The sequence below is a fragment of the Paenibacillus sp. USHLN196 genome (assembly GCF_037144955.1).
In the GTDB taxonomy this organism is placed as follows: domain Bacteria; phylum Bacillota; class Bacilli; order Paenibacillales; family Paenibacillaceae; genus Paenibacillus; species Paenibacillus xylanexedens_C.
In genome coordinates, this window is sequence record NZ_JBBCYH010000021.1 from 48,104 (window position 1) to 72,655 (window position 24,552).

Here is a 24,552-nt window from a genome sequence, read left to right on the forward strand (position 1 = left end):
AGCTCATGGAAGATAAGCAGGCGGTGCTGGTGCTCCAGACGGACACAGCAAGCTACACACTGCCAGCAAGTCAGATTCAGATTGACAGCGTGGCTGAGCAACTTGAATTGAATAGTAACGACTCCCTTGAGAGCATTAAGCTTCAAGTAGAGATTTGCTCAAGTAGATCCGAATACGGTGGAAGCAACGAAGTCCGTTGCACAGCAAGGTGGATATACGCTAGTCGGAACACCTGTGGAATTCAACGTAATCGCTAGCTATAACGGTAACACCACACCTGTAAATGAATTCAGTAGCTACGTGGAGCGTACGATTGCTCTTCCAGCCAACAGTGCTCCAGACCAAATGACAACAGGCGTCGTCATTGATAAAGATGGCAGCGCTCGTCATGTACCAACGAAGATTACAACAATTAACGGAGTATATTATGCTCAGATTAACAGCTTGACCAAAAGTGCATATAGCATTGTGTACTAATCTCAAGCCTTCACGGATGTGGCTAACCACTGGAGTAATACAGCAGTGAACGATATGGGCTCGCGTATGATCGTGAGTGGCGTATCGGACAGAACTTTCGAACCAGATCGCAGCATTACACGCGCCGTATTCGCAGTCATCGTCGTACATGCACTGGGTCTAAAGCCAGGTGAAGGAAGCAATAGCTTCCGCGATGTGAACGAGAGAGACTGGTATGCAGATGTCGTGAAAACTGCTTCTGACTATGGTCTGATCAGCGGCTATGAGGACGGCACATTCCGTCCGTAAGAGCAGATTAACCGTCAGGAAGCGATCTCTGATCGCACGAGCCATGAAGGTGACAGGACTGAACAGCCAGGTACCTGCCAATGCTGTGCAGCAATTATCCAGCTTCTCAGATGCAGTACAAGTAGCCGACTGGGCGAAGGAAGCAGCCGCAGCTAGTATCCACACGGGACTAGTGACGGGTCGCGGTTCGAATACGATTGCACCATTGCAGTCGATCACAAGAGCCGAGACAGCTACCATCCTTAGAAGACTATTGCAACAGTCTGACCTGATCTAAGATAACAAGGATTCATGACTGATCCAGTCATTGCAATCCAGTTTGTGAAGAGCCTCCGTACGGTTAGATGCCGAGCGGAGGCTCTGTGCTCCTTAAAAATCCAAAAGCTTATAACAATAGTTCATTAAGCTAACGGGAAACGATAGCTTAATGAACAACGCGACAATCGGTCGTTAATCGGCTGCTGTTTTCATTGAAGTAACTGAGGGTTGTTTGGTTATAAGGAACTCGCATTCTACTTCTATGGGAAAATACACCTAATAAAGGAGGAGCTTAGTTGAACATTGAAATAGTGCTTGTTCCGTATGAAGAAAAAACGGTTCTTTACAATCTCGTTCAGTTATATCGTTACGATAGTAGTGAATTTGACGGGCATGTAATTAATGATCATGGATTGTACTTATATAAATATTTTGATCATCAATGGACAGATAATTTCTCGTCGTGGGAACTGCTATGACAATGCTTGTATTGAGGTCGTTCTTCTCCCACTTAAAAACGGAGAAGTTGTATTTGGAGAAGCCTCAGAATCTGGAGCAAGCAAGGAGCCAAATTACGAAGTACAGTTTGTTTTACAACAAGGAACGTTTCCAAAACAAATGCGGCGACCTCCCCCCGATTGAACTTCCGGGAAAAGTCGCCGCTTGATAAATTTCTTTTTTTATTGTCTACTTGACGGGGCTATGACCAGTTGTTCTTTTTCCTTCTTAATTATTATTCTATTGATATCCTAAAATTGCAGATATTGTTTGAATAATTCGAGCTTCATCAAGTAACAGTTATAGTGCAGCAAATGCATTCAACTAGCCCAAAGTCCCAGTGGAAATGAGGAGTCGCTTTAGACATCGTGTGGCTCTGTTCGACTAGGGCTTGAAGAGCAGTCGGAGCGAGGAGACGTCTGAAACATGACGACGTTCATTATCCAAACGGCATCATGCATGGAGTAACCTAGTACGGGCACCTTTTCATAATTATTATTTTCGATAAATTTGAACATAACTTATTTTGCTTTTTGATGTATCCGCAAAAATATCAATACTGTTTTCACCAAACTTGTACTGTTCTACATAGAGATCTAAGAGTATATCATCATAATAAGATTTAACCGGTTTTCCAAGAGATTTATGAACCTCTGCAAATGTACTAAATGTTAAGGAACCAGCGCCTATTATTACATACCTGAGCATGTCTTTAGAAGTACCAGAGCCATCATCAAAATTAAATCCAGCATTTTTCGCGATTTTGTATGTCCAGAATTCCCCGCCTAAATCATAGAATGAATCATTTGGCTGCATACCCAAAGTATCGGATACTTGCTTTTTAGTCATACCGAGGTTTAGACCAGCAAACCCTGTTATCTTTCCTATTTTCAAGTCGGACTTTGTACTTTCGTTTAGAACAAATTTCAGTGGCTCTGTAATAGCGTTTTCCGGTTTTGATTTATTAATGGTCTTAAAAGGCACCTTTATATCGATATAACTAGTTGAGAATAGTTTTTGAGGATTAAATCGAATTACAATTCCACTATTATAATAATAAAAAGATGCATCGTCATAAGAAGGATTTTTAATATTGTCTTCTGGGATGGAGATGCCTTTGCTCTTTTTCTCTAGCAGTCCAGAAACTACCGCCTCATTCAAATTATTTAATTGGTTTTGTGTTGGTGTTAAATCTTTCAACTGAATTATATCTCCAGTCTTAAGATTGAAATTATAAACGCTGTAAATATGAATACTACCAGGACCGCCAACATTCACCACAGTTTCCATAGAAACAGATAGAAGCTCATTCTTATTAAATAATGTGTTTTGATATATATAATTGTATCCATTATTATCTTTTTTATATTCTGAATTAGCTTGTGCTGATTGAACAGCCTCATTTTTTAGTTTCTTATTGATTTTGGTAGTTGCGGTTTTATTACCTCCATTCACTTTTATATATTCCTGCCCTTTGTAGGTTTCAACCTTAGTAGTGACAGTAACCTTTTTGGTTGCTCCATTCACTTCATTGACCGGTGAAAAAAGAACGAAAATGACAACGAACAAGATGAACCATGTGATTTTTCTTTTCATAAAAACGCTCCTTTAGGTTTCCACATCACTTTTGTTTTTTGTTCATAGCAATAAATGTTATTCAAGCAAAATCATTATATAATTTAACTAAAAAATTCACAATAAAGAAAACACAGCCTGCAAGTAAACAATGAGGCTATTAATGTCACTTAGTCGGTTAGAAATGGAATACAACATTCTTAAACAGGATATCCAGGAACGTTGTTTCGTATGGGAAAATCTTGATGATAATGATGATGGAATACAAATCTCACTTTGATTGGTAATCCGGAATGCTGTTGCGACTAGATTAATATGGATAACACTGAAAAATTTCATATTTCGAAAGCAAGAAATTAGATTCACTCTACCTATGTGGTAGTTTAAGTGAAATTGAACCCTCTAGAGGAACTTATGTGCTATATTAAAGTACGCCAAACATTAATTTGACGCTCTTTAATTTTTAATAGATTTTAATGTATGAAGTAGACTCGTTATAGGCGAACTTTCTTCGTGAAATGACCTTTTATTTCAATTAATCATATTAAATGGATGTACTTGTTTTGGAAAATTGATTAACGAATATTCTTATCAAAATTAGTCTTAATACGAGACCGGAGTGAGCGAAATGCGTAACCGATATGAACTCGAGGATTTGTATAGTGAACAAATCCGTGCTTTTCGAATTTATCTGAAACAATCCGGATACACGGCATCAACTCAGAAAGAGTATATGAGAGAAAGCCTGATCTTTTTAGACTCGTTGAATGGCTCTTTACCCCAAGATGCAGGGAAATTGCACATCATGGAGTTTCTAAGTGACAAGCAGGGTTCTGCTGGTGATAAGACTCGTAATAGATCTCTTTCTGCCATTCGAACATTCTATATGGCTCTGATTGATTTTGATCTTGCATCAAAAAATCCGGCTGCTGAAGTGAAAAAGTCTAAAACTGAAAAAAATAAGAAACCGATCTATTTAGAGGAAGAGGATCTATCTGAGAATCTTAAATATATTGAGGGACGCTATAAGAACAGAAACATTGCGATATTTTTACTTATGGCCTATTGTGGATTGCGTGTAGGGGAAGTTCACAGGTTGAATTTAAAAGATTTGAAAAAAACTAGAGGAACGATTGAAGTATTTGGGAAAGGGCGAAAGTGGAATGAGATACCTGTACCAGACGTATTACTGAACTATCTACTGGCGGTAGAAAAGGAGAGGATTTCTCCTTACAGACTTCAGGAAGAAGCGTTCTTTGTATCTCAAAAAGGGCGCAGACTCTCTATAAGGCAGATACAGAAAATCGTTAATCTCACATTTGAAGCATTCAAGAAGAGCAATCCAAATGTTAGTGATATGAAACTTTCATGCCACAAATTACGGCACTCTTTTGCTACAATGTTACTGAAAAATGATGTAGATATACGCGTGGTGAAGGAACTTATGGGGCATTCTTCGATTGAAACAACCATGATATATACGCACGTTAATGATGAACAAAAGAAAAGAGCTATGGCTACAGTAAATGTTCCCTTGAACGCAATTGGTGAATACAGTCCTTATGCTGGCCAGGCATAAATAGCTTGATGCCTGCATGAAATTTGCTGTGAACGCTTTGATTTTTGGTATAATGGAAGTGTATTAAAGAATGGAGTTTCTGTTATGGAATTACTTGATCTTTGAGTAGATTTTGTCTTCAAACGTATCTTTGGCAGTGAAAATAATAAAGATGTATTACTTGCATTTCTGAATCGAGTACTCACTAAAGTGGGAGATCCACCACTTACAGAAATTATCTTGATGAATCCTTAAACGGACAAAGATGACCCGCTCGATAAGCAATCCATCTTTGATGTTTACGCTAGAACATCAGAAGGAAAACTGATTGATATTGAAATGCAGCTATTTAATAAGTACGATATTGAGAAAAGGACATTGTTTTACTGGAGTAAACGATATTCCAGTCAGCTTCATGAGGGAGAGAAATACCAAGAATTGAAAAAATGCGTCACAATTAATATACTGAACTATGCATTTTTAGCAAATGATGCTTACCATAGTACATTTCATCTTAGAGAAAACCGAACAGGTTTAACTCTAATTGATGACATTGAGATACATTTTCTGGAATTACCTAAGTTAGATGATAGCATTCCTTCACACGGTGGTCTTGAGAACTGGTTATTGTTTCTGAAGGGTGTGGATGCTACACATCGGGAGGTGCTGAAGATGAATGAACCAGGATTAGAGAAGGCTATGGATACCTTGCAATTTTTGAGCCAGGACTCCGATGCCCGTCGCTTGTATGAAGCGCGTCAGAAATATTTGCATGATGAAGCGTCGATGCTTGAAGGAGCACGAAAAGCAGGTATCACAGAAGTGGCCCAAAATATGCTGGATTTGAATTTGGATATAGCTACGATTGCCAAGGCAACTGGATTGACTGAACAGGAAATCATTCAGTTAAAAAGATAATCACTCTTTATAAGTCGCTAAATTAGCGGCTTTTTGTAATCCCGGCCTTTGTATTGCGGCGTAATATGGAGAATATTATCTCCCACAATTTTGTTATCGAATCCCTTGGGTGTAGTGCCCCAACAGAATCTAATCGTTGCTTACAAACGACTATCGCAGAGACCCTGTCTGTTATGCTAGATGGAGAACAATTCGTGGCTATAAGTCTATTTCTCCAATCGTAATCCCCCTACAAAGTGGTTTGATTGAGATCGCTCTCCTAGGGAACCAATCATGCTCAAATCTCAGATAAAGCGCTGGAAGTTACTCAAAATTCGATTAACCACTTTCTGAGAAAATGCTTGGTTTGGAGACCTACTTACAAATCGTTTCTAGAGGAGCTATCGCACTTCGTTTGACATCCTCAAAATAAGCCTACGCATTTTCGAAATCCGAACCTTCATTTAATAGATTTACTTTACCAACACCTCGTGAAGCGTCCTCCATTAGTTCTATGTGCTAGCGTTATCTCGCCGTTACTCAAAAAAAGGAACAGTACTATAATCCTAAATAGTGGTAGCCAGTCAGGTAGTACGATGGTATGATTATTAGATTATTTAGGACTAAAAGTCTATGAGAGAGAGGCAGAAAAGAGATGTATTGTACAAACTGTGGGAAGAAATTAAACCCAAAAAACATGTTTTGCAGCGAATGTGGACAAGCGAGAAACGCCTCGGAACCTGAAAGGAACCAGGAGGAGGTTCAACTACCACAAAAAGGTAATGAGGCATCTGGTACACAAGTGGAAGTGGTTCATCACAAAGGAAAAAAAGTATCTAAACCTAACGTATCAAAAAGATTAATATTATCAATTGCGACAGTTCTTTTGATTGGAGGAGCAGCAGGACTTTGGTATTGGAACTCAGTAAGCGGAGCTTTCAATACCCAAGTGACCGTTAATTCAAATAAAGGATCAGACGCAAAGACGGATCAAGCTGTTTCGATAACTCCTGAACCGATAAGTTCCTCAAATGAGCCAGCAAAACTTGTCTTAAAACCTGCTTATATTCAAGTAAATCAGGTAGATTCGTCCAAATATGAGAATGGAGAAGTCGACGTTTATTTTTCGCTTTTTTCCGACAATGAATTTTCCAATTCGTTAGATTCAACTAGCTTGACAAAAGACATGTTTAAAGTTAACGGTTTGCCTGTTAACTCCGTTTCTCAAGTGAACCAAATTGATACCGTAAGTGTCGATCTTGTTCTAGATAAAAGCGGAAGTATGATGGAACCACCAAATGGATTTATGAATCAATCCAAGATGGAATTGGTTCGAAATGCAGCGATAGAATTTCTTGAAAATGTCCCACATGATGCGAAAGGGAAATTTGGGTTGTTAACATTCTCTAGCTTTGCACCGGAGGTTGCAGATATTGCATTTAATTCAGATCGACAACACATCGCCTCATATTTAAGCACTTTAGAGTCCGATAATGGAAGAACTGCATTATACGATTCCTTAACTAAGGCATTGTATGATACAAATCTACAAATTGGCCCCAAATACATTATAGCCTTTACAGATGGAATAGACTCCGAAGATTCTGACTATGGATCGTCTGCACAATCCGTTATCGATCTATCTAAGCAACTGGGGATCCCCATTTATACAATTGGTTTTGGAGATGCTTTTACAGATTTACAATGGATTTCGGAGGAGACTGGAGGAAGTTACTTCTCCATTCATGAAGAGGATAATTTACAACTAGAGCTGCAAACAATTTATGAGAATGTTTTTCAAAAGTATGTAAAGCAATACAAATTAACATATCGCCCCGAGCAAAAAGTTAGTCCAGGTGAGGAGTTCCCTCTTGCACTCCAATTGGAGTCTCCTGAGTATACGGCTCAAACATCAACATTAGAATTCACTCGTAAGATTGAAGCCACATCTATTGAAGCAATGAACGGACTGTTTGAGTACCAAGTTAATTATGCTAATGCCGTAAATAATCTTGATTTCAGTCTAGTCAGCAATAACGTGAGTAGAGATTCAGACTTCTATAACAATCTAAAAAATAGAATAGAGAAAGACTACGTGAGCTTAAATAATCAAGGGAATCCAAAAATCATTGATCCATTAGAAAATTACAGAACCGAATCCATCGTTAAATTGGCAGACGGAAGTTACAGAATTGAGTTTTTCAAGCTATTCCCTTTAGAGCTTAATCAGGAAAGGGTATACGAAGCAGACTTAAATACCTACACATTAGAGAAAGACTCCTATACTGGAAAATGGCAAGTAAACAGTTTTGGCCGGAGTGAATGTTCAATTTATAAAAATGAATCTGATCCAGGATCCTCTTGCAAAAATGTCAATGGAACTACCAAATTGTACAGTCAAGATCCTTGGGCTAGAGTTTATTAAGGACTACGTATACTAAATAGGAAATTTCAGGGTGATTTATTGATATGAGATTAGGAATACTTTGTTTTCTATTGAGTTTTTTTATACTTACAACCGCTTGTAGCTCAAACTATCACGAGCCAATGATTGAAACTCCTGAGGTCGTGAATAAAACTATCTCTCCTGAATCGACGGATTCGGTGGTATCCATTAAACAGGAGCCATTAGCTAATGGAGAGTTACCTAAGAAGACCGACAACGTTAAAAAGCCTCTCATCTGTATTGAAGCTGGTCATCAAGAAAAAGCAAATTTGGAATTGGAGCCAACGGCACCTGGCAGCAAAATAATGAAAGAAAAAGTGAGAGGTGGAACGCAAGGGGTTCAAACAAAGAAGGCAGAGCACCAATTGAATTTAGAAGTTGCAATGATGCTGGAGAATGCACTTGCTGAAGATTTTGATGTGGTCATGGTGCGTCGAACTAACGATGTCGACATTTCAAACAGTGAACGAGCAATGATATGTAATGATGCGCATGCAGATTTGATGATTCGGTTACATGCAGATGGGAATGACAACAGTGAAGTCAAGGGAATGACCTTTTTCTACCCTTCTTCTGAAAACGAGTATACGAAGCCGGTTGCAGAGAAAAGTAAAGATATTTTAGAGGTGGTTGCCCAAAATATTATTAGTGAAACCGGTGCGAAGTCACGTGGTATCATCCCTCGGGGTGATTTAACGGGGTTCAACTGGTTGAAGGTGCCGTCCATTCTTATTGAAATGGGATTCATGACAAATAAAGAAGAAGATGTTTTACTCAGTAATGCTGAGTACCAGGCGAAAATTGTTGCCGGCATTAAAAAGGGATTAACAGTGTATGATTTTCAAAAATAATATAAACACGAACAAATGACCTAAATCGATTAAAAGGATGGTAGATATGTCTAATAATTTTCAAAATATAATAGGAGAAGGACTGTCCAAGCTTCAGGGAGGTATTGAGCAAGGCAAGCAAAAGTTACAAACTGCTCAAGAAATAAATGAACTCAATAAGCAGACCAATGATCTTAATCAACAGAAAAGTAAGATTCTCTTAGATCTTGGTCAGTTGGCTTATTACAAGATAAGAACTGGCCAAATTTCTGATTTAGAAATGACCGAATTAACAAAAGATTTATTTCAATTAGATCAACAAATATATCGTTCCCTTAGACAACTTTCGGAGTGTAAGAGTTCAAAACAGCAGGGGACTACATGCGGAAATTGCGGTAATTCAACGGATGGCATTGATAAATATTGTGGCAGTTGTGGTGCGAAAGTAGAAATGCAACAAGAAATAGTTTTCCAAGGTGAAGTGGAATGTAGAAGTTGTGGAGAACTTACTCCTTTACACGCTAATCACTGTCCATGCTGTGGCATGAGAATGAATAACTAAACAACATGGAAAGAGGAAGTGAGAGGATGTATTGCAAGCATTGTGGCACGAAAACAGTGGAGGGTGCATTGTACTGTCAGAATGATGGAAGTCCTTTAATACCATTGTTTGAAGGATTGCGATTAAAAAAGGATTCAACGATTCTTTTCTGTAATCATTGTAGTTGCGAGAATAGTAAGGAAAACGTATATTGCATATCTTGCGGAGTTTCAATGGAAAAAGTAGCCGAAAAATCTAATCGAATTCAAAACGTAGTGACTGTGGAGTCCACATCCAATAAAGAAATTAGACCCGCTCTATATACCAAACATAAGCCAGCCAAACTTGGAACTTCATTGATATTTGCTCTGGTTCCTCTTGTTGTTTCCCTTCTTTTTTCTTGGTTTATCAGTGCTGAATTAAATAATAAGATTAAGAGTTTAATTTGGGCAGAGACTAACTTTGATTATACTGACTTCTCTGCAAGAATTGTTGACAAGATTAGCCTTATTTCATCTACAGATGTTTTGATGCTTTCCCACTTAGTCAGCTTGCATTTAAATGTAGATACCTCGTTCTTTGGGTTGAATGTAGACACAAGCGGTGGAGTTCTTTTGCTCATGACTATTCCGATGATTACCTTACTCATCGCTGGCTATTTGTTAGGTTGGAAAAGACCTACAACATCTGCGAGTGAACGATTAAGTTCCACTTTTCGAATAGCTATCATCTACGCTATAGTATTTGCATGTATTTCTCTTTTCTCAGGTCAGACAACGGATGAGCCTGGAATGAGAGGATCAATTTTCTTAAAAACAACCTATAGCTTTGGTAATGCATGGCTACATAGTTTTATTATCAGCTTTATTTTTATTTCCGTAGGTTCTTTATTCAATTTGCCTAAGGCATTTAAAGGACTAGGTTCTAATCAAATGTACGGGATCTCTATAAAAAGAGCTATTATGACTACTTTTTCAGGCATGATTATCTGTATAGCCATTATTTGTGGAAATTTATTTACGGAGAAAGAATTCACTGATGAAGACTGGTCTAATTCGACTAAACTTGCTATTGCAACTCAAATTGGGGGGTATACTTGGAATTTATCTCACTTAAATAGTTTCCAGGTTAAATTGGGTATGGAAGGGGAGGATATAGATAGTTATGGTCATTTAAGCTATTCCTTTATTACCGGGATAAAGCCAATAAGTCTGTTTGGGTACTCACCGTCAGGTGCTGTTTCCTCTGGGGACGAATGGATCGGTGATAAATATAATCTTGATTACACATGGACAATCTTCTTTGTTTTATTAGCTCTCATTTTACATGTTCGGTCAGGTACGTTATTAAGAAAAGCAAGTGCTGGGAATACGTTATACGAAGTAATTGCTTACGGTGTAGCGTTTGGATTTGTGTCTGTTATACTAGGATACATATTGAAAATATCATTTGAGACTGATTTACATGAGATAGTCAGTATTGCTCTAAAATTTCCAGCCTTACAAACCTTTATTATGAGTATGCTAATCGCTCTTATTGGAGCATCTATAGGATGGATTGTATCCAGTAAATTCATAAAAAAAAGTTTTCCAGTTTAATAAAGTAGCACAAGTATTCACAAAAAATCGTAAATCATGTTTCTTCGAAAGTTGCTTGTTAGTATCATCCCCTTTTAGTAGACATGCTCAAGCCCATCTTAACTGATGTCATGTTTACTAAAAGGTTTTTTTTGGTGGTTGCAACAGTGCTCCTGAAAAGTGTTCGTGAGCTGTCTTCCAGCCCAAATATTTTCGTGGCCTATGGTTGATGAGATGGAGGGCATGCTCAAAGTCTTCAACTGTAATGTGACTGAAATCTGTGCATTTGGGAAAGAGTTCTCTCAAAAGGCTGTTGGCATTCTCATTGTAGCCCCGCTGCTAGGACGAGGAAGGATCAGCAAAATAAGACCGGAACTCCATGCATCGCCTTCAGGCTGGGATAACCACTCCTGACTCCGTCAGCAGTAGCGGTGGAGGGCTCCAGTAGGATACTTAGAGACAGCTACGCCAAAGGCAATCTCCACGGGGAGCCTGTCCAGTTCCTTCGCGATCGCTCGTGAACTTTCTCCCTGCTGATGCAGGATTTCTAGCCTGCTGCGCTCGATCATGCTAAGATTTGAGCAGTCATGGTGGTGTCTCCTTTTGTAAATGGTTGTGGTGGTGGCTTCATTCTACAGGAATCCCGCCTTGGCTCTTTTTTTATTTAATTCCAGTAGGTGTGGCTCTTCATATTAAAACCGTCTATTCAAAAAAAATTAGTAGCTAAATGAAAGGAAAGACGGGCACCAGACTGTTACTACGCTACTAAAGAGCAGCTTTTTTCGCTACCCAAACGTAAGCCTTTTGAGATACTATACTGACCGGTGGACTGTTTTTCTACATCTCCAAATTGTCAGATTCACTAGACGTTGACTCACTACTACACCCACACAATATGAAACTTTTAGATATTTTGAATACAGTAATACTGAATCTAACGAATCTGTAAACAAATCAATACTAATAAAGAAGCTGATATCGAAAGATTTAAGATCACTGGGTCCAGAGTCTTAGGTCTATTTATATATATATATCGGTAGCCAGGATGATCCTATTTGTGTTCTTACGTTAGCAGTGCACTTATGCTCCCTACATCACAGAGGGAGGGGATATGTTTATGTGCCATGACACCAAACAGTACAACTTCAAACTAATCTCCCGGGTTAGAGAGTCTCAATAATTTGTCTTACTATAGTAAGGGAATGCAATAACAGAACCTGAGCCAAATCTATCTGGATGTAGGTATAAATTCTCTGCTTCTCCTAAGAAAATATTTAAAATGGTCTTCGTGAAGCTGAAGGTAAATATGTTTTTAAAGATTCCTGAATAGTATCAAGATCAAGGGTCACCGTTAGTTTGCCGAATTATTATGTTAAGTTATGTGTTATAATTCATTATTATAATGAAACATAATTATGGGAGGACAACATGAGAAAATTAATAGTTATTCTGCTCTGTTTTCTGCTAGTCACACCAGCACTAAACGGTAAAAGAGCACAAGCCTCAGATCTAAGCACGGGAACAAGCATTAAACAAATTGAAACGTCTGGGAATTTAACGATGTACCTGTGCAATAATGGGGACTTAATGAGTTGGAGTACAATTGAAGATGGTATTCCAATTATTAAGAAAGTTGCAGGCGATATTCAACAATTTAGTTTGGATTCATCTAGTGGATACATAGCAATTAAAAGTAATGGAGAAGTCATAAACAGATCAACCAGATTTTCTGATGATGAAGTAGACTTGAAAAGAATTGGAAAAGTTAAACAGGTATCTCATAACATATATGAATATCGTTTCATTAATGAGAAAAATGAATTATGGGCATTCTCCATGGATGCTTGGGGTAATCCAGTAACTCAACCTGAAAAAGTAATGGATGACGTTAAACAGGTAGCCACATCTGATAATGGAACCTTTATTGTAACTACTAAAGGTGAATTATGGGCGTATGGTGATAGTATGAGCTATGCTATCGATGCAGGCTTTGAGCTCGAGGATGGGCCTGTTAAAATGATGGATAATGTGGAAAAGGTCCAACTAGGTTCAGATTTCGACTCCTTTGTCATAGTGCTAAAGATGAATGGTGAGGTTTGGGGTTGGGGGCATAACCGCTCAGATCAGATAGGTAAAAACTTACCCGACATAGTAGAAGATCCTGTACTTATCATTAGTGACATTATAGATTTGAGCGTTGGTGCGAATTACTCCATGGCGATTGATAACAAGGGACAGCTATGGGGTTGGGGAGGTAATACATATGGCCAAATTGGAAATGATTCAGTTGATACTGTAGGCACACCAAAAATGGTCATGCAAAATGTTACAAAAGTAGCTACATCCCTAAATAATTGGGACCAAGCAACCTTTGTGGTTCGAAATGATAATACTATTTGGGGGTGGGGTAGTAATAGCTACAACATCCTAAGTTCTTCAACTTCCAAGGACATCTTAACTCCAATAAAAATTATTGAAATTCAGAATAATCCTACTGTTGTTACAGGAGTATATAAAAACGCGAGTGAATGGGCTAAGCCAGAATTGAGCGAAGCGGAGAAAAAAGGACTTCTCTCTCCAGTTATTAATGAGTCATTTAAGGCGAAAATAACAAGAGAGAAATTTAGCGAAATAGCTATTAAGTTTTACGAGGCACTAACGGGTGAGTCTCTTACTACTGTAGCTAAAAACCCTTTCACCGACACAGTTAATCCTGAAGTCTTAAAAGCGTATGATCTAGGAATTGTTAAAGGAATCTCTCCAAGTAAGTTTAGTCCGAATAACTTTATAACCAGGGAAGAAATGAGCGTTATGCTCATAAGAGCATTAGATAAGGCTAAACCAGAATTTAATTACGATTATGATTATTTTAGATTCGAGGATGAAAAGAAATTTTCAACATGGTCCCAGTCTTCTATCAAGCTTCTTAGATCTATGGGTATAATTCTAGGTGATACTAATAATAATTTTAATCCGAAAAAGTCGACTACAATCGAGGAAGCTTCAGTTATGGTGTATAGGCTTTTGCAAGCTGCTGACGAATAAAAAAGCCCCCTTTAGGGCCTTTAGGGGCTTAGGGCTGTTGAGAAAGCCTCGACAGCCTTTTTTAACGTTTGTTTATTTATAACGACACCGCGTTAATGTTGTATAATTTTAATAATTACTAAGTTGCTCTGTATATACACCAATTTTGTTACTGATAAAATCACTATTTTTAATTATTGCTATGTGAGGGAGGACAATGTTAGATTTATTTTTACTCTTCTTGGAGGGTATGTAGTATATAGGTTATGGGAAGGTAATCTTACACTGGCTATAATTAGAATCGTCTTGACCGTTTATCAAGGATCAACATTATTTAATATGAATCAGAACATAGAGACTCGTACTCAGATCACGGGATTACGGGTCTGGAAAAGAAGGTCAAGAAGCCATGTGTTTCGTGCGGGACTATGTGGTGAATGCCTCTAGTCAGTGGAAGAACAAGTGAAAGAAATGTTATACGAAAGAGAATGGACATACAGAACCATTCGGTGACTTTTCTGGGAGGGAATAGCAGGAATAACCCAATAAGGAAAGATATGAAGAACGTATCGCCTTCATGGATTACGGAAAGGGTGTATGGATTGGTAAAAATTAAGGTAGAAGATCAACTGAATCAAATAAAAATGTTATTCAAAGCACTAGTAACTAGCGGAATGTTTCAACATAACAGTTTAGAGTGGCCAGTTAGAATTATCAGATGTTCCAATGATGACTACATATATACATATCCGGAGTCTTACTTTAAAAATTTGATTTGGTCTACTCGAGTTTATGTGAATCCCCGAACTAGAAAAGATAGGGTGACTATTCTTCGATGGCTCTTAGATAGTAGCGCTAAAAAAGAGATAGATGTCTTTTTATTGCACTTTGGTTTATACCTCATCTATGGCGAAGGATTTAATAAGCTTTTGGTGGAGGACGTTGTGCAAGTAGGGATTCGGCGCGGTGAGTTGTTTTTCAGTTTACCACGCTTCACGTTGTTGAGTAATGATGATTTCTTATCGTATATGTGGGAGAAACTTATTGCACATTTCCCTTCTAATGTAACGTCTGATTATCGTTGTAATCCGGAACTAAGCGAATTGCGTATGCTCTTTAAACCAGAGCGTTTTAGCCAGTTCGCTCATGTTCCGGTCAGCGAGGCCGAATGGATAGAGCCGATATCTGGGGCGCGGGATCTTGGTTATCGTAAATGGGTTGCGGAGAAGGATCCAATGATTTCTAAAGCAAATAAACCAGATATGATTGAAGGCCCTATTATTCTTGGACATCCTGACCGGGGGAGCAGACGTCACTTTGTATGCGGTGAACTTGTGTGCAGCGGCTGCTATATTGAAATTAAATTTGGAGGGGGCTGGATCCCTGGACGTTACGAATATCTGTCTACAGAGTCACAAATAAGAATTATCTCTACAGGTGGGGACGTTATCTTTATTGAGGAGCATCACATGGTACGTATTAATCAATAATAATTTGGAGGGATCTCCGATAAAGGTTTCTGCAGTTCCCAAACCATCGTGCACATCCGGAGGATTTTCGAACTCCTCAATACGTATGGAGCACCGTCTGGAAAATGCGGATGTACAACGCTAGGCCCATTTTCAACAAGGTTGAGAAAGTTCCAATGGTTTTAAAGAATCTAACGAGACCATTTTTCTGAGGATGAGAGAGATATCAAACAGGTTGCCTACCCGGTTAGCTTCAACTAACCATTCAGGCAGTTTAATTTGAAACTTATATTGAAAATGGTTGGTTGTGCTTACCTTGGCGTGAATATAATTTGAATTATCAGCGATCTCTTCATATTCTGAATCCTTTGAACGTTGATACTGTGTTAAGGTGACTTCTATTTTCATAAGCCACATTAAGGCTTCCTAGATGCGCTTATAATTTGCTGATCCATCTGTCAGCCCTAATTCATTCAATATATTAGCGTATTTTAGTTCAACATAGGGTTTCCCGTCTATGTTTGTGAACCATAAAGACTGTATAGCGCTCATTACACGAGCCTCATACGTAGTTAGAACCTCTCCCGTGTTGTTCTTAATATGGACTGATTTAATCCCGTGTGCTGATTAGGTATATTCTTTGGATTAGCAGAAAACAAGGCGTGCTGCGCTATGTTCCTGTTAATGGTACAACCTCGCATATTCCAGAAGCGAGGTTCTTTGACCGCGCTAGAGAGTACATAGCTAAATATGAGGATTTGAGCTGGTATGAGAATGCCATACTTTTGTGTACGTTTAATTGGCTGCAGGAAATGCCAGGGCAAAAATACGTACACATCGAACATAAAGAAGCAAACAGGTGTTTTAATCCCCCGGTTCATCGGCCCTAAATCCCAAGCAACTCCGGAAAGCACCCGGCTGCGCCGTTACATTGGGCTTTTTCTCTGCGCTGACATTTCGCAACTGGTGGTACCCGGCGGCAAGGTCATAGGTAGGAGCCAAAAAAGGAAGCAATAAAAAAAAGGACAATTACCGATATACATTTATGGGACATATTTATCCTACATATCTGGCAACAAGGGAAGGAGATTCAGGTGTTAAATAACAAACTTCAAGAAGCTGCACCGTCTCAGCCTCGCCGTGTCGTACGGCTTGCGTGTGCCGTAATTCTGTTGCTCTTTATAATAGGGGGCAGATCCGGATTAGCTGTGCCGGCCACAGCCTCGGCCAGTCAGGCTTATGCTCAGGATTACCTGGATGCACTGGCCTTTCTGAATGAGATTCGGGTTAAATCAGGCGTAAAACCGTTAACCTTGAATGCAAATCTTGTCACAGCAGCAGAACTACATGCCGAATATTACAACATTAATGAGGAAACTGCCCGCGTGACCCTTCACATTCAGGAGCCTGGAAAGCCGGGATTCACAGGTGTCTGGATCACGGACCGTTTGAAGGCTGCGGGGTGGAACGGATTTGCTAATGGAGAAGTAATGCATCACGGGCAGGCAAGCAGTTCCAAAGCCGTTCAGGGATGGCTGGATACGGCCTATCACCGTAAAATTGTTCTGAGCCCGAATTACGATCAGATCGGGTTTGGTCTTAAGGATGGCACTGCTGTTGCCGATCTGGCAGCATCCAACTACAGCACCCGGAGATCGATTGACGGAGGAGTCGCTGTATATCCTTATGACGGGATGACTAACGCAGAAATTGGCTTCTATGGCAACGAGATACCGGATCCGCTGAAGCAGTTTGATGTCGAATATTCAGGCGGCATTATCTCAGCCACAGCTGAAGCAGATATCGTGGCCCATACAGCGGTCATTACGAATGAGGCAGGGGAAGAGATTCCGTATTTTGAGGAAATGGACGGCGACACGCTGTATCTGTTCCCTAAAGACGTATTAGAGGGATATCAGACTTATACGGTCCATCTTACATATCAGGCCGAAGGCGATGCTACCCAATCGACCAAGGTATGGTCCTTCACCACAGGCAAAGGCCATGAGCTGGTCGGATTGTCCTCCGGCATGCCTGAAATCATGATCAATGAAGGCAGCAGCTTGCCACTGCAAATTAACGGTACATACAATGACGGAGTGTCCAAGGATGTTACGGCAGGTCTGACCTTCCAGAGCAGCAAGCCCGCCGGAATGAAGGTAACGGCTGCAGGCGTAATAACCGGTGTGAAAGCAGGCGAATATGTTGTTAAGCTGTCTTCTGGAACCGTTAAGGATGAGGCAGAAGTGAAGGTGCTCCCCCGTCTGAAAACGAAGAACTATGCGGGTTCTGACACTGCCAGACTGACAGACATTGCAGGACACGCCAATCAGGAAGCGATTGAATGGGCAGTACGGTCAGGGCTTATGACCGGATATGCAGATGGAACCTTTAAGCCCGATGCGAAAATCACCCAAGCCCAGTTCTGGGTAACGTTCCTGAAGATGTACGACGTCAACTATGAAGCCTATTCGCCTAAGAAGAAAAAACACTGGGCCGACGGCGCTTACAGCATCGCTTCTAGCCGGAATTTCCCGCTGACTGGCGTGGACAAAACCGCATTGAAGGACGGGGCCATTACACGCTCGGAAGCTGCGGAGGTCATCGCCGCGGCAGACGGAGTTCATTTCGACCAGGCGAATGCCATTTGGTATTTGCTTGCGAAGGACTACGCGCGGGGAATTACAGAACGGTCAATTAACGGATATCAGGGACAACAGGCGCTGACCCGTGCTGCAGCTGCAGAACTGCTGCAATACGTCAATCCGAAGCTTAAGGAGCTTCTCGGACGTCCGGAGCAGGTTACGCCGAAAGAGTTGCTGCCTCCGCTGCCCGAACTGGAAGTCTATGTGAAACCGACCGTGCTTGAAGATCGGATGGTCATCACCGAATTCCATGCCGACCGTTCGCTTACGGTGGAAGGTAAGTTCACTGAATACGCCGGGCAACAGATGTTCGTCCGTATGGGTGGAGAGAGATCTGAGGCTATCGAGGATATAACGGTTACGCTGGATGCACACGGAATTTTCAAGCAGACATTTGTGGGCCCGTATCAAGGAGAATCCCTGAGTCTGTACCTGGAGGCGAAAAACCGTGCCACCTATGGTGTCGGTGCGGTCTATAGCAAGATTATCGTGGATAAATACGGTAATTCCAAAATGTAGGTACACTGCAAAGAGATTTTATCCTACTCACATAGACATTGAGAAGGCACTTAGGACTTAAACTGGCGTCGGTTTACTTCCGGTGCCAGTTTTTTAGTTTCCGCGCTGTATTTGCTGTGCTTGTTTCCCAATTGTAGTATCTAATTCAACAGGGATATGAGCAAGTATGTACTGTAGGTACGATATATCTAAACTAACTTTGGCCATAGGATAACCCCTTGTCAGCATTAAATAGAACCCCATGTAGTTAATGTTACTGCAGCAAATGAAGATGAGATCGCACAACAAAGAACAATTTATATTGGGTAATGGAAAAACGATAAAAAAATGGAGAAGGATATTTAATTTTTAATAATGGTGAACGGCTTAACAGTTCTATTCGTTCAGTTGCAAGAGGTACATTTAAAAATGATGTTCTTATTAAAGGATATAGCACAAACCAAGAGAGCCATAGCTATAAAAGCTATACATACAAGGATGGTGCAATATCATTAATAGTTGAGTCCGGCGATTTTTTCACTGATGGTTCATCCAAAGAAGGTAAAGACATTGGACAATTTTCCACTGTTAACTATTCAACCACAGATAAAAAAGGAAACAATAAGTCAACAAATTATGTCATTAACACAAATACAGTGATTGATGAGAATTACGTTGGTTATTCGTATGAGATTGAAGTAACAGAGATGGTAAATGGAAAAGAGAAAAACTCCTACACCGCAGATGGAGAAATTCAAAACTTAAACACAAGTAGCAAGATACTAAAGATTATAAATTCATATGCTAGTGGATTTGATAGCATTAATACTTTACTTGAAGGATTCTGACTTTAAAAGTAACCTTAACATCCCTTAGATTGATCCTAGGGGCTGTTTTTTTGGATCTATCTATTAATTTGCTACCTGAAGGTGCCGCCAAGATGAGACGATGAACACGATCGGGATAGGTCAGCGTGAAGTCAATTGTGACGCTGCCCTCATGAATGAACCAACTAAGTTTACTAATGACTGCCTTTTCGATAAAGGTGTGCTGAATTCAACAGCCAGACTTTACCGTAATAGTAGTTTTATCACAAGCAAAAGGCCACTGCAATTTGCAGATGGCCTCTTAAATACACTTACATTTACGAGCATGTGTTGTGGTTTGATCCGGATCGAAGCTACCGTTCGTGAAACCAGTCATCAACCCCGTGCCCAAAGCCACGGATACATCACTATAATCCTTCTTGTTTAGTCCGCCTTTATAATACTCTGCCACGGGGACTACAGTATCCATTGTCGCTTCAGCATAACTTGAACTTGTCTCACTTAAACCGTTAACCATCCATCGTACCATCTGAATACGTGTTATTTTTTCTTGTGGATCTACAATCTCATTGCTAGAAACAAAACCTTTGGCAATGGCATCGGTTACCTCTTCTTCGCTCCAACGTCCAAGTACACTAGATGGAAAGGCTATGCCCTCCTTGGATTCATTAGAGGATACACGAGAGAGCAGCACAGCAAACTCTTCTTTTGTCACAGGTGCATTGGGTTGTACGTACCATCAGCGTACCCTTTAAAATAACCTCTTGACACTGCGGATTGAATGGCATTGTTAGCCCAGTGAGAGTCGATGATACATCTTTAAACGATGCGTCTGCACCTACGTTATGTACGCCTAAAGCTAAACTCATAAACAAAGCGGCTGTAATAATTTTTCTAAGGTGTTTCATGAAATTTCCTTCTATGTATCCGTATTTTAATCTGACGAATTGCTTTATATATTATCGGTATACAAACTGTAATTTTCAAGCCAAATAAAAATGTAATAGTTCTAGTAATATTGTCAGATCTGATTGTTGTGTTCTACACGTAAACGATATATTTTGTATACCTTGTTTAACAGAAAAAGGCCACTTGCTTCGCAAGTAGCCTTTAGTAAAAAATCTATTTCAATGAATACTTAGAAATCGTCTTACCATCAACCATAAATAGATTAAGATCTTCTTTTAAGTAAACCGTTACTCTCGTCGTCTTAATTGCAGGAATAACCACTTCTAATTTGTTTTAGATCTGTTCCATTCAGTATAGTTAGCTTGGTGTTCTCGACTATGAGTATTTTGTTATCACTAGTCGTTTGAACAGAAAAGATAATATTAAGTTTAACTTTCTTTAACACTTTCCCTTTCTTATTGAGCAACGAAACGGTGGATTTCTCCTTATCTACAACCAAATTTATCCCCCACAAATCAATCTTTGTTTCTTGGATTTATACAAGAAATGGTTTTAATTCTGATATAATAGATACTTTATAATTTAGATGCTGAAAGGAATGAAAGATGAGAATGAATAGGTGGGAGGTGAACTAATGAAGAAGGTTTCGATAAATAACTTGTTTATTTATTTGGGGTTCTTAATAATTGTGATCTTAGTTTTTATATCTGGGTTAAAATATCAACATCATTTACAAGTAGAAGCACGCACGACGTATCAACCTATAACTAGTGTTGTCTTTTCTGTACTTTTTCCGATTTTCTTTGGATTATTACTCGGTTTGTTAAGATTCTTTGAATTACTTCGAAAGTCCGGAGAATGGAAAATTAATTGGATTAAGCTCTGTATATTTGGCTTACCTTCATTCTATGTCTCCTTATTCCCAATATTATTCTGGTCCGGTCTATCTATTTCTTATGATGACATACCTTTGGGCTCCCTTTTGATTACTTCAGGAACAACACCTTATACCATAAGCGGTCTGATATTCGGATTTTTATTATTTTACGTAATCGAAAGGAAAATCAAAGAAAGTTAGAATCGAAAATTTCTGTTAATCACTTAAAGGGGTTTCAGCGTAGTGAATCAGCATTCATCAACCAACGGGAAACGTTAGCTCAATAAAAGCAAGGGGCAGCCAAACTATATGATCGGCTGCCTTTGTTCAACTAACGGGCAGACTAACGTGGTTGTAGCCAGGGCAAATGTACTATCAATACAATGGATTATTTTGTATAATGCATGTAAAAAGAGGCTGTCTATGAATCCTATCATGATTGATTTTCCGGATGAGTTTTTTACAGAGCGTCTACTGATTAGAATGCCTAAACCAGGTGATGGTAAGGGAGTATGTGAAGCTGTAAATGCTTCGATTGAAGAGTTGAAGCCTTGGATGAAATGGGCTCAGGAAAAGCATACGGAGTATAATTCAGAACTTCGGATAAGAGAAGCACATATTAAATTCCTAAGTAGATAAAACCTAAGGCTACTTGTATTTTTGAAGGATACCGGGCAATTAATAGCCTCTTCTAGCTTACACAGTATTGATTGGGAGGTTCGAAAGTTTGAAATCGGGTATTGGATTGATACCAGGTACAGTGGTAAAGGCTACATGACTGAAGCTGTACAAGGTATCACTGATTTTGCTTTTAATCACCTGAATGCAAATCGAATAGAAATACGTTGTGACACTAAAAACACTAAAAGCAAGATGATTCCCGAAAGATTGAGGTTTGACCTGGAAGGTGTTATTAGGATTGAAGACCTGTCTGTTGATGGAAGCGAATTAAGGGACACGAACATATATGCATTAGTAAAGTAAGCATCTTTTACTGATGCGATTCGTTAAGCTAACAGGAAACGTTAGCTTAACGAAAAAAATCAACGTGTGCAGAAATGCTAAACGATCCCTATTGTCATCCGTAGTAGTAAACCGCAGTTGATCGGAAAAATTATATTAAACTGATGACCTCATTAAGCAAACGGGCAGATTAACGCAACTTTGTATAGATAAATACGTATTGGATTAATCAAGTAAATGAGGTTAGGACGTGCGATAATATGCTCATAATATTTCTAATTGGGTTTATCATGGTCGCAACGATGCTCTTAATGATTTTCTATAAGTTGATTGGGAAATTGATGAAATTTCGCAAACTATATAATTGGATTCTTTCAGGTGCGATTGTAACTGTTATTATGTATCTTTGGATGATTAGCACGTTGAAGAATTTAATAACTCCTATGCCATGAGACTCCAAATGATTCAACTAACGGGAAACGATAGCTCAATATAACTAAGAAAGCAACTGATCAATGCGATCAGCTGTTTTTGCTCAACTAACAGGCAGGATAAAGCTGGTGAATGCCGAATTCACCTTTGTTAACATTGGTTAATAGGGGGGCAGGCTATGCAAGGAAGAGAATTGTATGTCTATCACATTGTACAAGGAAGAAGATGGCCCTAGGTCAAATAGTTAACTTTGACAAAAACCAAAAAAATACCTTGTATCACTTCTTTTTTGATAAGGAACAGTTGAATTTCAAAGGTGAAGACTTTATTCAAATCTTGCACGGTCATTATACAAATGAAGGTTTGAAGTTGGATAAAGAGAATGCAGATGTAGCTTTTAAATATGTGGAGCAGACAATCAGAGCTATTAGAGAAATAATAGTTGAAATGGTTAGACTGCAAGAATATCCTGAGTATCCTTCACGATTGTCTTGCTTAAACGCTGCGAAAAACTATCAAGACGGTACTCCTTTCTCTCAAAAAATCGAACAAGCCAGAGAATATTGGAAAGGCAATACAAATAACGGACTTTCTGAGCTGTTAATTAACGGAAGAATCGAAGTTTGCTGAAGAGGTTTACCAGGAGAATCAGCCTGACGAGAAAGGGGAGATAAGAAAAGTGCTCAAAGACAGACGGTCACGACCTATGAAAGGGACCCATATGTTACAGAATATGCAAAACGCCAAGCAAAAGGGATATGCCAGCTATGTAAGCAACTTGCGCCATTTCATAATAAATGGGGAGAACCTTATTTAGAGACTCACCATATTATTTGGTTGGCAAGGGAAGGAGAAGATACAATTCAAAATACGGTAGATCTCTGTCCCAACTGTAACAAAAAATGCAAGTTTTAGATCTACAAGATGATGTAAACAAACTTATTGAACTTGCATTACAGGAGGATTTACAAGATGAAACAAGTTAGTGTAGTGGGGGCGGTTATAACCAACGATCACAATAAAGTCCTTTGTGCACTTAGATCACAACAAATGTCTCAGCCCGGTTACTGGGAGTTTCCTGGTGGTAAAATTGAGCAGGGTGAGAATCCAAAGGATGCACTAGCTTAGAGAGATTGGTTAAGAGTTACTTTGCGATATCGAAGTCGGTGAGCACATTAAGAAAGTTGTGTAAGACTATCCGAACTTTAGAGTTAGATTGATCACTTATTATGCCAGACTTATATCTGGGGTTCCATTTGCAACAGAACATGAGAGTTTAAAATGGGTTTCTTACGATGATATTGAAATCTTAAGGTGGGCTCCCGCTGATATACTACAGTTAATATACTAAGTGAAAATGAGAGGAGCGGTCTTTCAGACACAGGGTTTAGATGAAATACTATCTACTCCTAAATATATTAGGTTTAGAATGGATGCAGAAATCTGATGTTTAATCCTATTCTAAGAAAGAACTTGAAGAATGAAATTCAATTCATATTAGATTCTATTGAAAAGGTACTTTCGGATGAACACAGATATAAAGTCAACTGTGAAATAGCTATGATTCAATACTGTAAGTTGTTGTTGGGATATTTTACAACTAGTAAGCTAATCCGGTAAATGATATTACTATTCCGGCCTTATAAAGTCTGAGAAATTCTTTTTGAAAAACGACTTTACAAACGGTTTGGCAATGTGATATATTATTCTTCTGGCCTTGAAATGGTCAGAAACAGTTTGATCTTTGAAAACTGAACAACGAGTGAGTAATCATCCTGATTGCAGGATGAACGTGAAGGTTTTCGGTACAAGCCATCTGGCCGTATGAAAACCGGAAAACAAATGAGATTTATTAATCTCGTCAGATTCAAAATGAGCTTATCGCTCTTTTCAATACTTTATTGGAGAGTTTGATCCTGGCTCAGGACGAACGCTGGCGGCATGCCTAATACATGCAAGTCGA

Annotated in this window: 19 protein-coding genes, 1 rRNA gene and 6 pseudogenes; 20 read left to right on the forward strand and 6 right to left on the reverse strand. The window is 39.2% G+C overall.

Annotated elements, in window-relative coordinates; genetic code table 11:
* Window positions 1–177: 177 nt before the first annotated feature.
* From WFI24_RS31040 to WFI24_RS31060, 5 genes and pseudogenes are all read left to right on the forward strand, one after another.
* Complete coding sequence (locus WFI24_RS31040) at window positions 178–477, forward strand: hypothetical protein (RefSeq protein ID WP_336765701.1); 300 nt, start codon at window positions 178–180, stop codon at window positions 475–477.
* Window positions 478–495: 18 nt separating this feature from the next.
* Window positions 496–765: an S-layer homology domain-containing protein gene (locus WFI24_RS31045; protein ID WP_336765702.1), complete on the forward strand. Its 270-nt coding sequence runs from the start codon at window positions 496–498 to the stop codon at window positions 763–765.
* A 49-nt stretch (window positions 766–814) separates the two neighbouring features.
* The gene (locus WFI24_RS31050; RefSeq protein WP_336765703.1) at window positions 815–1,042 is read left to right on the forward strand and encodes an S-layer homology domain-containing protein; all 228 of its coding nucleotides are present in this window, start codon (window positions 815–817) and stop codon (window positions 1,040–1,042) included.
* Window positions 1,043–1,319: 277 nt separating this feature from the next.
* Entirely contained in the window at window positions 1,320–1,502 is a 183-nt protein-coding gene (locus tag WFI24_RS31055; RefSeq protein WP_336765722.1) for a hypothetical protein, read from the forward strand.
* Window positions 1,480–1,690, forward strand: a pseudogene (locus tag WFI24_RS31060) (integrase core domain-containing protein); the annotation flags it as partial. The gene WFI24_RS31055 and the pseudogene WFI24_RS31060, both read left to right, overlap by 23 nt.
* Before the next feature lie 326 nt (window positions 1,691–2,016).
* Here the strand turns inward: WFI24_RS31060 and WFI24_RS31065 are convergent.
* The gene (locus tag WFI24_RS31065; RefSeq protein WP_336765704.1) at window positions 2,017–3,117 is read right to left on the reverse strand and encodes a hypothetical protein; all 1,101 of its coding nucleotides are present in this window, start codon (window positions 3,115–3,117) and stop codon (window positions 2,017–2,019) included.
* Window positions 3,118–3,724: 607 nt separating this feature from the next.
* Between WFI24_RS31065 and WFI24_RS31070 the strand changes: the two genes are divergently transcribed.
* From WFI24_RS31070 to WFI24_RS31095, 6 genes and pseudogenes are all read left to right on the forward strand, one after another.
* On the forward strand, window positions 3,725–4,675 hold the full coding sequence (locus WFI24_RS31070) for a tyrosine-type recombinase/integrase (protein ID WP_336765706.1): 951 nt from the start codon (window positions 3,725–3,727) through the stop codon (window positions 4,673–4,675).
* 126 nt (window positions 4,676–4,801) lie between these two features.
* Window positions 4,802–5,572: pseudogene (locus WFI24_RS31075) on the forward strand (Rpn family recombination-promoting nuclease/putative transposase).
* Window positions 5,573–6,206: 634 nt separating this feature from the next.
* Window positions 6,207–7,976, forward strand: a complete 1,770-nt coding sequence (locus WFI24_RS31080; protein WP_336765707.1) for a VWA domain-containing protein — start codon at window positions 6,207–6,209, stop codon at window positions 7,974–7,976.
* Window positions 7,977–8,020: 44 nt separating this feature from the next.
* The gene (locus WFI24_RS31085) at window positions 8,021–8,848 is read left to right on the forward strand and encodes an N-acetylmuramoyl-L-alanine amidase family protein (protein ID WP_336765708.1); all 828 of its coding nucleotides are present in this window, start codon (window positions 8,021–8,023) and stop codon (window positions 8,846–8,848) included.
* A gap of 46 nt (window positions 8,849–8,894) precedes the next feature.
* Window positions 8,895–9,389 carry a zinc ribbon domain-containing protein gene (locus tag WFI24_RS31090; protein ID WP_336765709.1) on the forward strand — a complete coding sequence of 165 codons (495 nt, stop codon included), beginning with the start codon at window positions 8,895–8,897 and terminating at the stop codon, window positions 9,387–9,389.
* A 212-nt stretch (window positions 9,390–9,601) separates the two neighbouring features.
* Window positions 9,602–10,966 carry a hypothetical protein gene (locus WFI24_RS31095; protein ID WP_336765710.1) on the forward strand — a complete coding sequence of 455 codons (1,365 nt, stop codon included), beginning with the start codon at window positions 9,602–9,604 and terminating at the stop codon, window positions 10,964–10,966.
* A 117-nt stretch (window positions 10,967–11,083) separates the two neighbouring features.
* On the opposite strand, the pseudogene WFI24_RS31100 reads toward WFI24_RS31095, so the two are convergent.
* Together WFI24_RS31100 and WFI24_RS31105 are read right to left on the reverse strand one after the other, a co-directional pair.
* Window positions 11,084–11,311: pseudogene (locus WFI24_RS31100) on the reverse strand (transposase); the annotation flags it as partial.
* A gap of 53 nt (window positions 11,312–11,364) precedes the next feature.
* Entirely contained in the window at window positions 11,365–11,514 is a 150-nt protein-coding gene (locus WFI24_RS31105; protein ID WP_336765711.1) for a helix-turn-helix domain-containing protein, read from the reverse strand.
* Between the two features lie 859 nt (window positions 11,515–12,373).
* Between WFI24_RS31105 and WFI24_RS31110 the strand changes: the two genes are divergently transcribed.
* Both WFI24_RS31110 and WFI24_RS31115 read left to right on the forward strand, forming a co-directional pair.
* Window positions 12,374–13,990 carry an S-layer homology domain-containing protein gene (locus tag WFI24_RS31110; protein ID WP_336765712.1) on the forward strand — a complete coding sequence of 539 codons (1,617 nt, stop codon included), beginning with the start codon at window positions 12,374–12,376 and terminating at the stop codon, window positions 13,988–13,990.
* Between the two features lie 581 nt (window positions 13,991–14,571).
* Window positions 14,572–15,459 (forward strand): hypothetical protein, encoded by an 888-nt coding sequence (locus WFI24_RS31115; RefSeq protein WP_336765713.1) that lies wholly within the window; start codon window positions 14,572–14,574, stop codon window positions 15,457–15,459.
* 132 nt (window positions 15,460–15,591) lie between these two features.
* On the opposite strand, the gene WFI24_RS31120 is transcribed toward WFI24_RS31115, so the two are convergent.
* Entirely contained in the window at window positions 15,592–15,855 is a 264-nt protein-coding gene (locus WFI24_RS31120) for a hypothetical protein (RefSeq protein WP_336765715.1), read from the reverse strand.
* A 677-nt stretch (window positions 15,856–16,532) separates the two neighbouring features.
* Between WFI24_RS31120 and WFI24_RS31125 the strand changes: the two genes are divergently transcribed.
* On the forward strand, window positions 16,533–18,602 hold the full coding sequence (locus WFI24_RS31125) for an S-layer homology domain-containing protein (RefSeq protein WP_336765716.1): 2,070 nt from the start codon (window positions 16,533–16,535) through the stop codon (window positions 18,600–18,602).
* 1,107 nt (window positions 18,603–19,709) lie between these two features.
* Here WFI24_RS31125 and WFI24_RS31130 read toward each other — a convergent pair.
* Window positions 19,710–20,102, reverse strand: a complete 393-nt coding sequence (locus WFI24_RS31130) for an S-layer homology domain-containing protein (protein WP_336765717.1) — start codon at window positions 20,100–20,102, stop codon at window positions 19,710–19,712.
* 17 nt (window positions 20,103–20,119) lie between these two features.
* Window positions 20,120–20,221 carry an S-layer homology domain-containing protein gene (locus WFI24_RS34625; RefSeq protein ID WP_442956285.1) on the reverse strand — a complete coding sequence of 34 codons (102 nt, stop codon included), beginning with the start codon at window positions 20,219–20,221 and terminating at the stop codon, window positions 20,120–20,122.
* A 730-nt stretch (window positions 20,222–20,951) separates the two neighbouring features.
* Between WFI24_RS34625 and WFI24_RS31135 the strand changes: the two genes are divergently transcribed.
* The 6 genes and pseudogenes from WFI24_RS31135 to WFI24_RS31160 form a co-directional block, all read left to right on the forward strand.
* The gene (locus WFI24_RS31135) at window positions 20,952–21,395 is read left to right on the forward strand and encodes a hypothetical protein (protein ID WP_336765718.1); all 444 of its coding nucleotides are present in this window, start codon (window positions 20,952–20,954) and stop codon (window positions 21,393–21,395) included.
* Window positions 21,396–21,617: 222 nt separating this feature from the next.
* A pseudogene (locus tag WFI24_RS31140) lies at window positions 21,618–22,178 on the forward strand (GNAT family N-acetyltransferase).
* A 589-nt stretch (window positions 22,179–22,767) separates the two neighbouring features.
* Window positions 22,768–23,219: pseudogene (locus WFI24_RS31145) on the forward strand (DUF2441 domain-containing protein).
* 126 nt (window positions 23,220–23,345) lie between these two features.
* Window positions 23,346–23,504 (forward strand): HNH endonuclease, encoded by a 159-nt coding sequence (locus tag WFI24_RS31150; RefSeq protein WP_336765721.1) that lies wholly within the window; start codon window positions 23,346–23,348, stop codon window positions 23,502–23,504.
* A 57-nt stretch (window positions 23,505–23,561) separates the two neighbouring features.
* Window positions 23,562–23,940, forward strand: a pseudogene (locus WFI24_RS31155) ((deoxy)nucleoside triphosphate pyrophosphohydrolase).
* Between the two features lie 547 nt (window positions 23,941–24,487).
* Window positions 24,488–24,552 (forward strand): 16S ribosomal RNA (locus WFI24_RS31160); the annotation flags it as partial.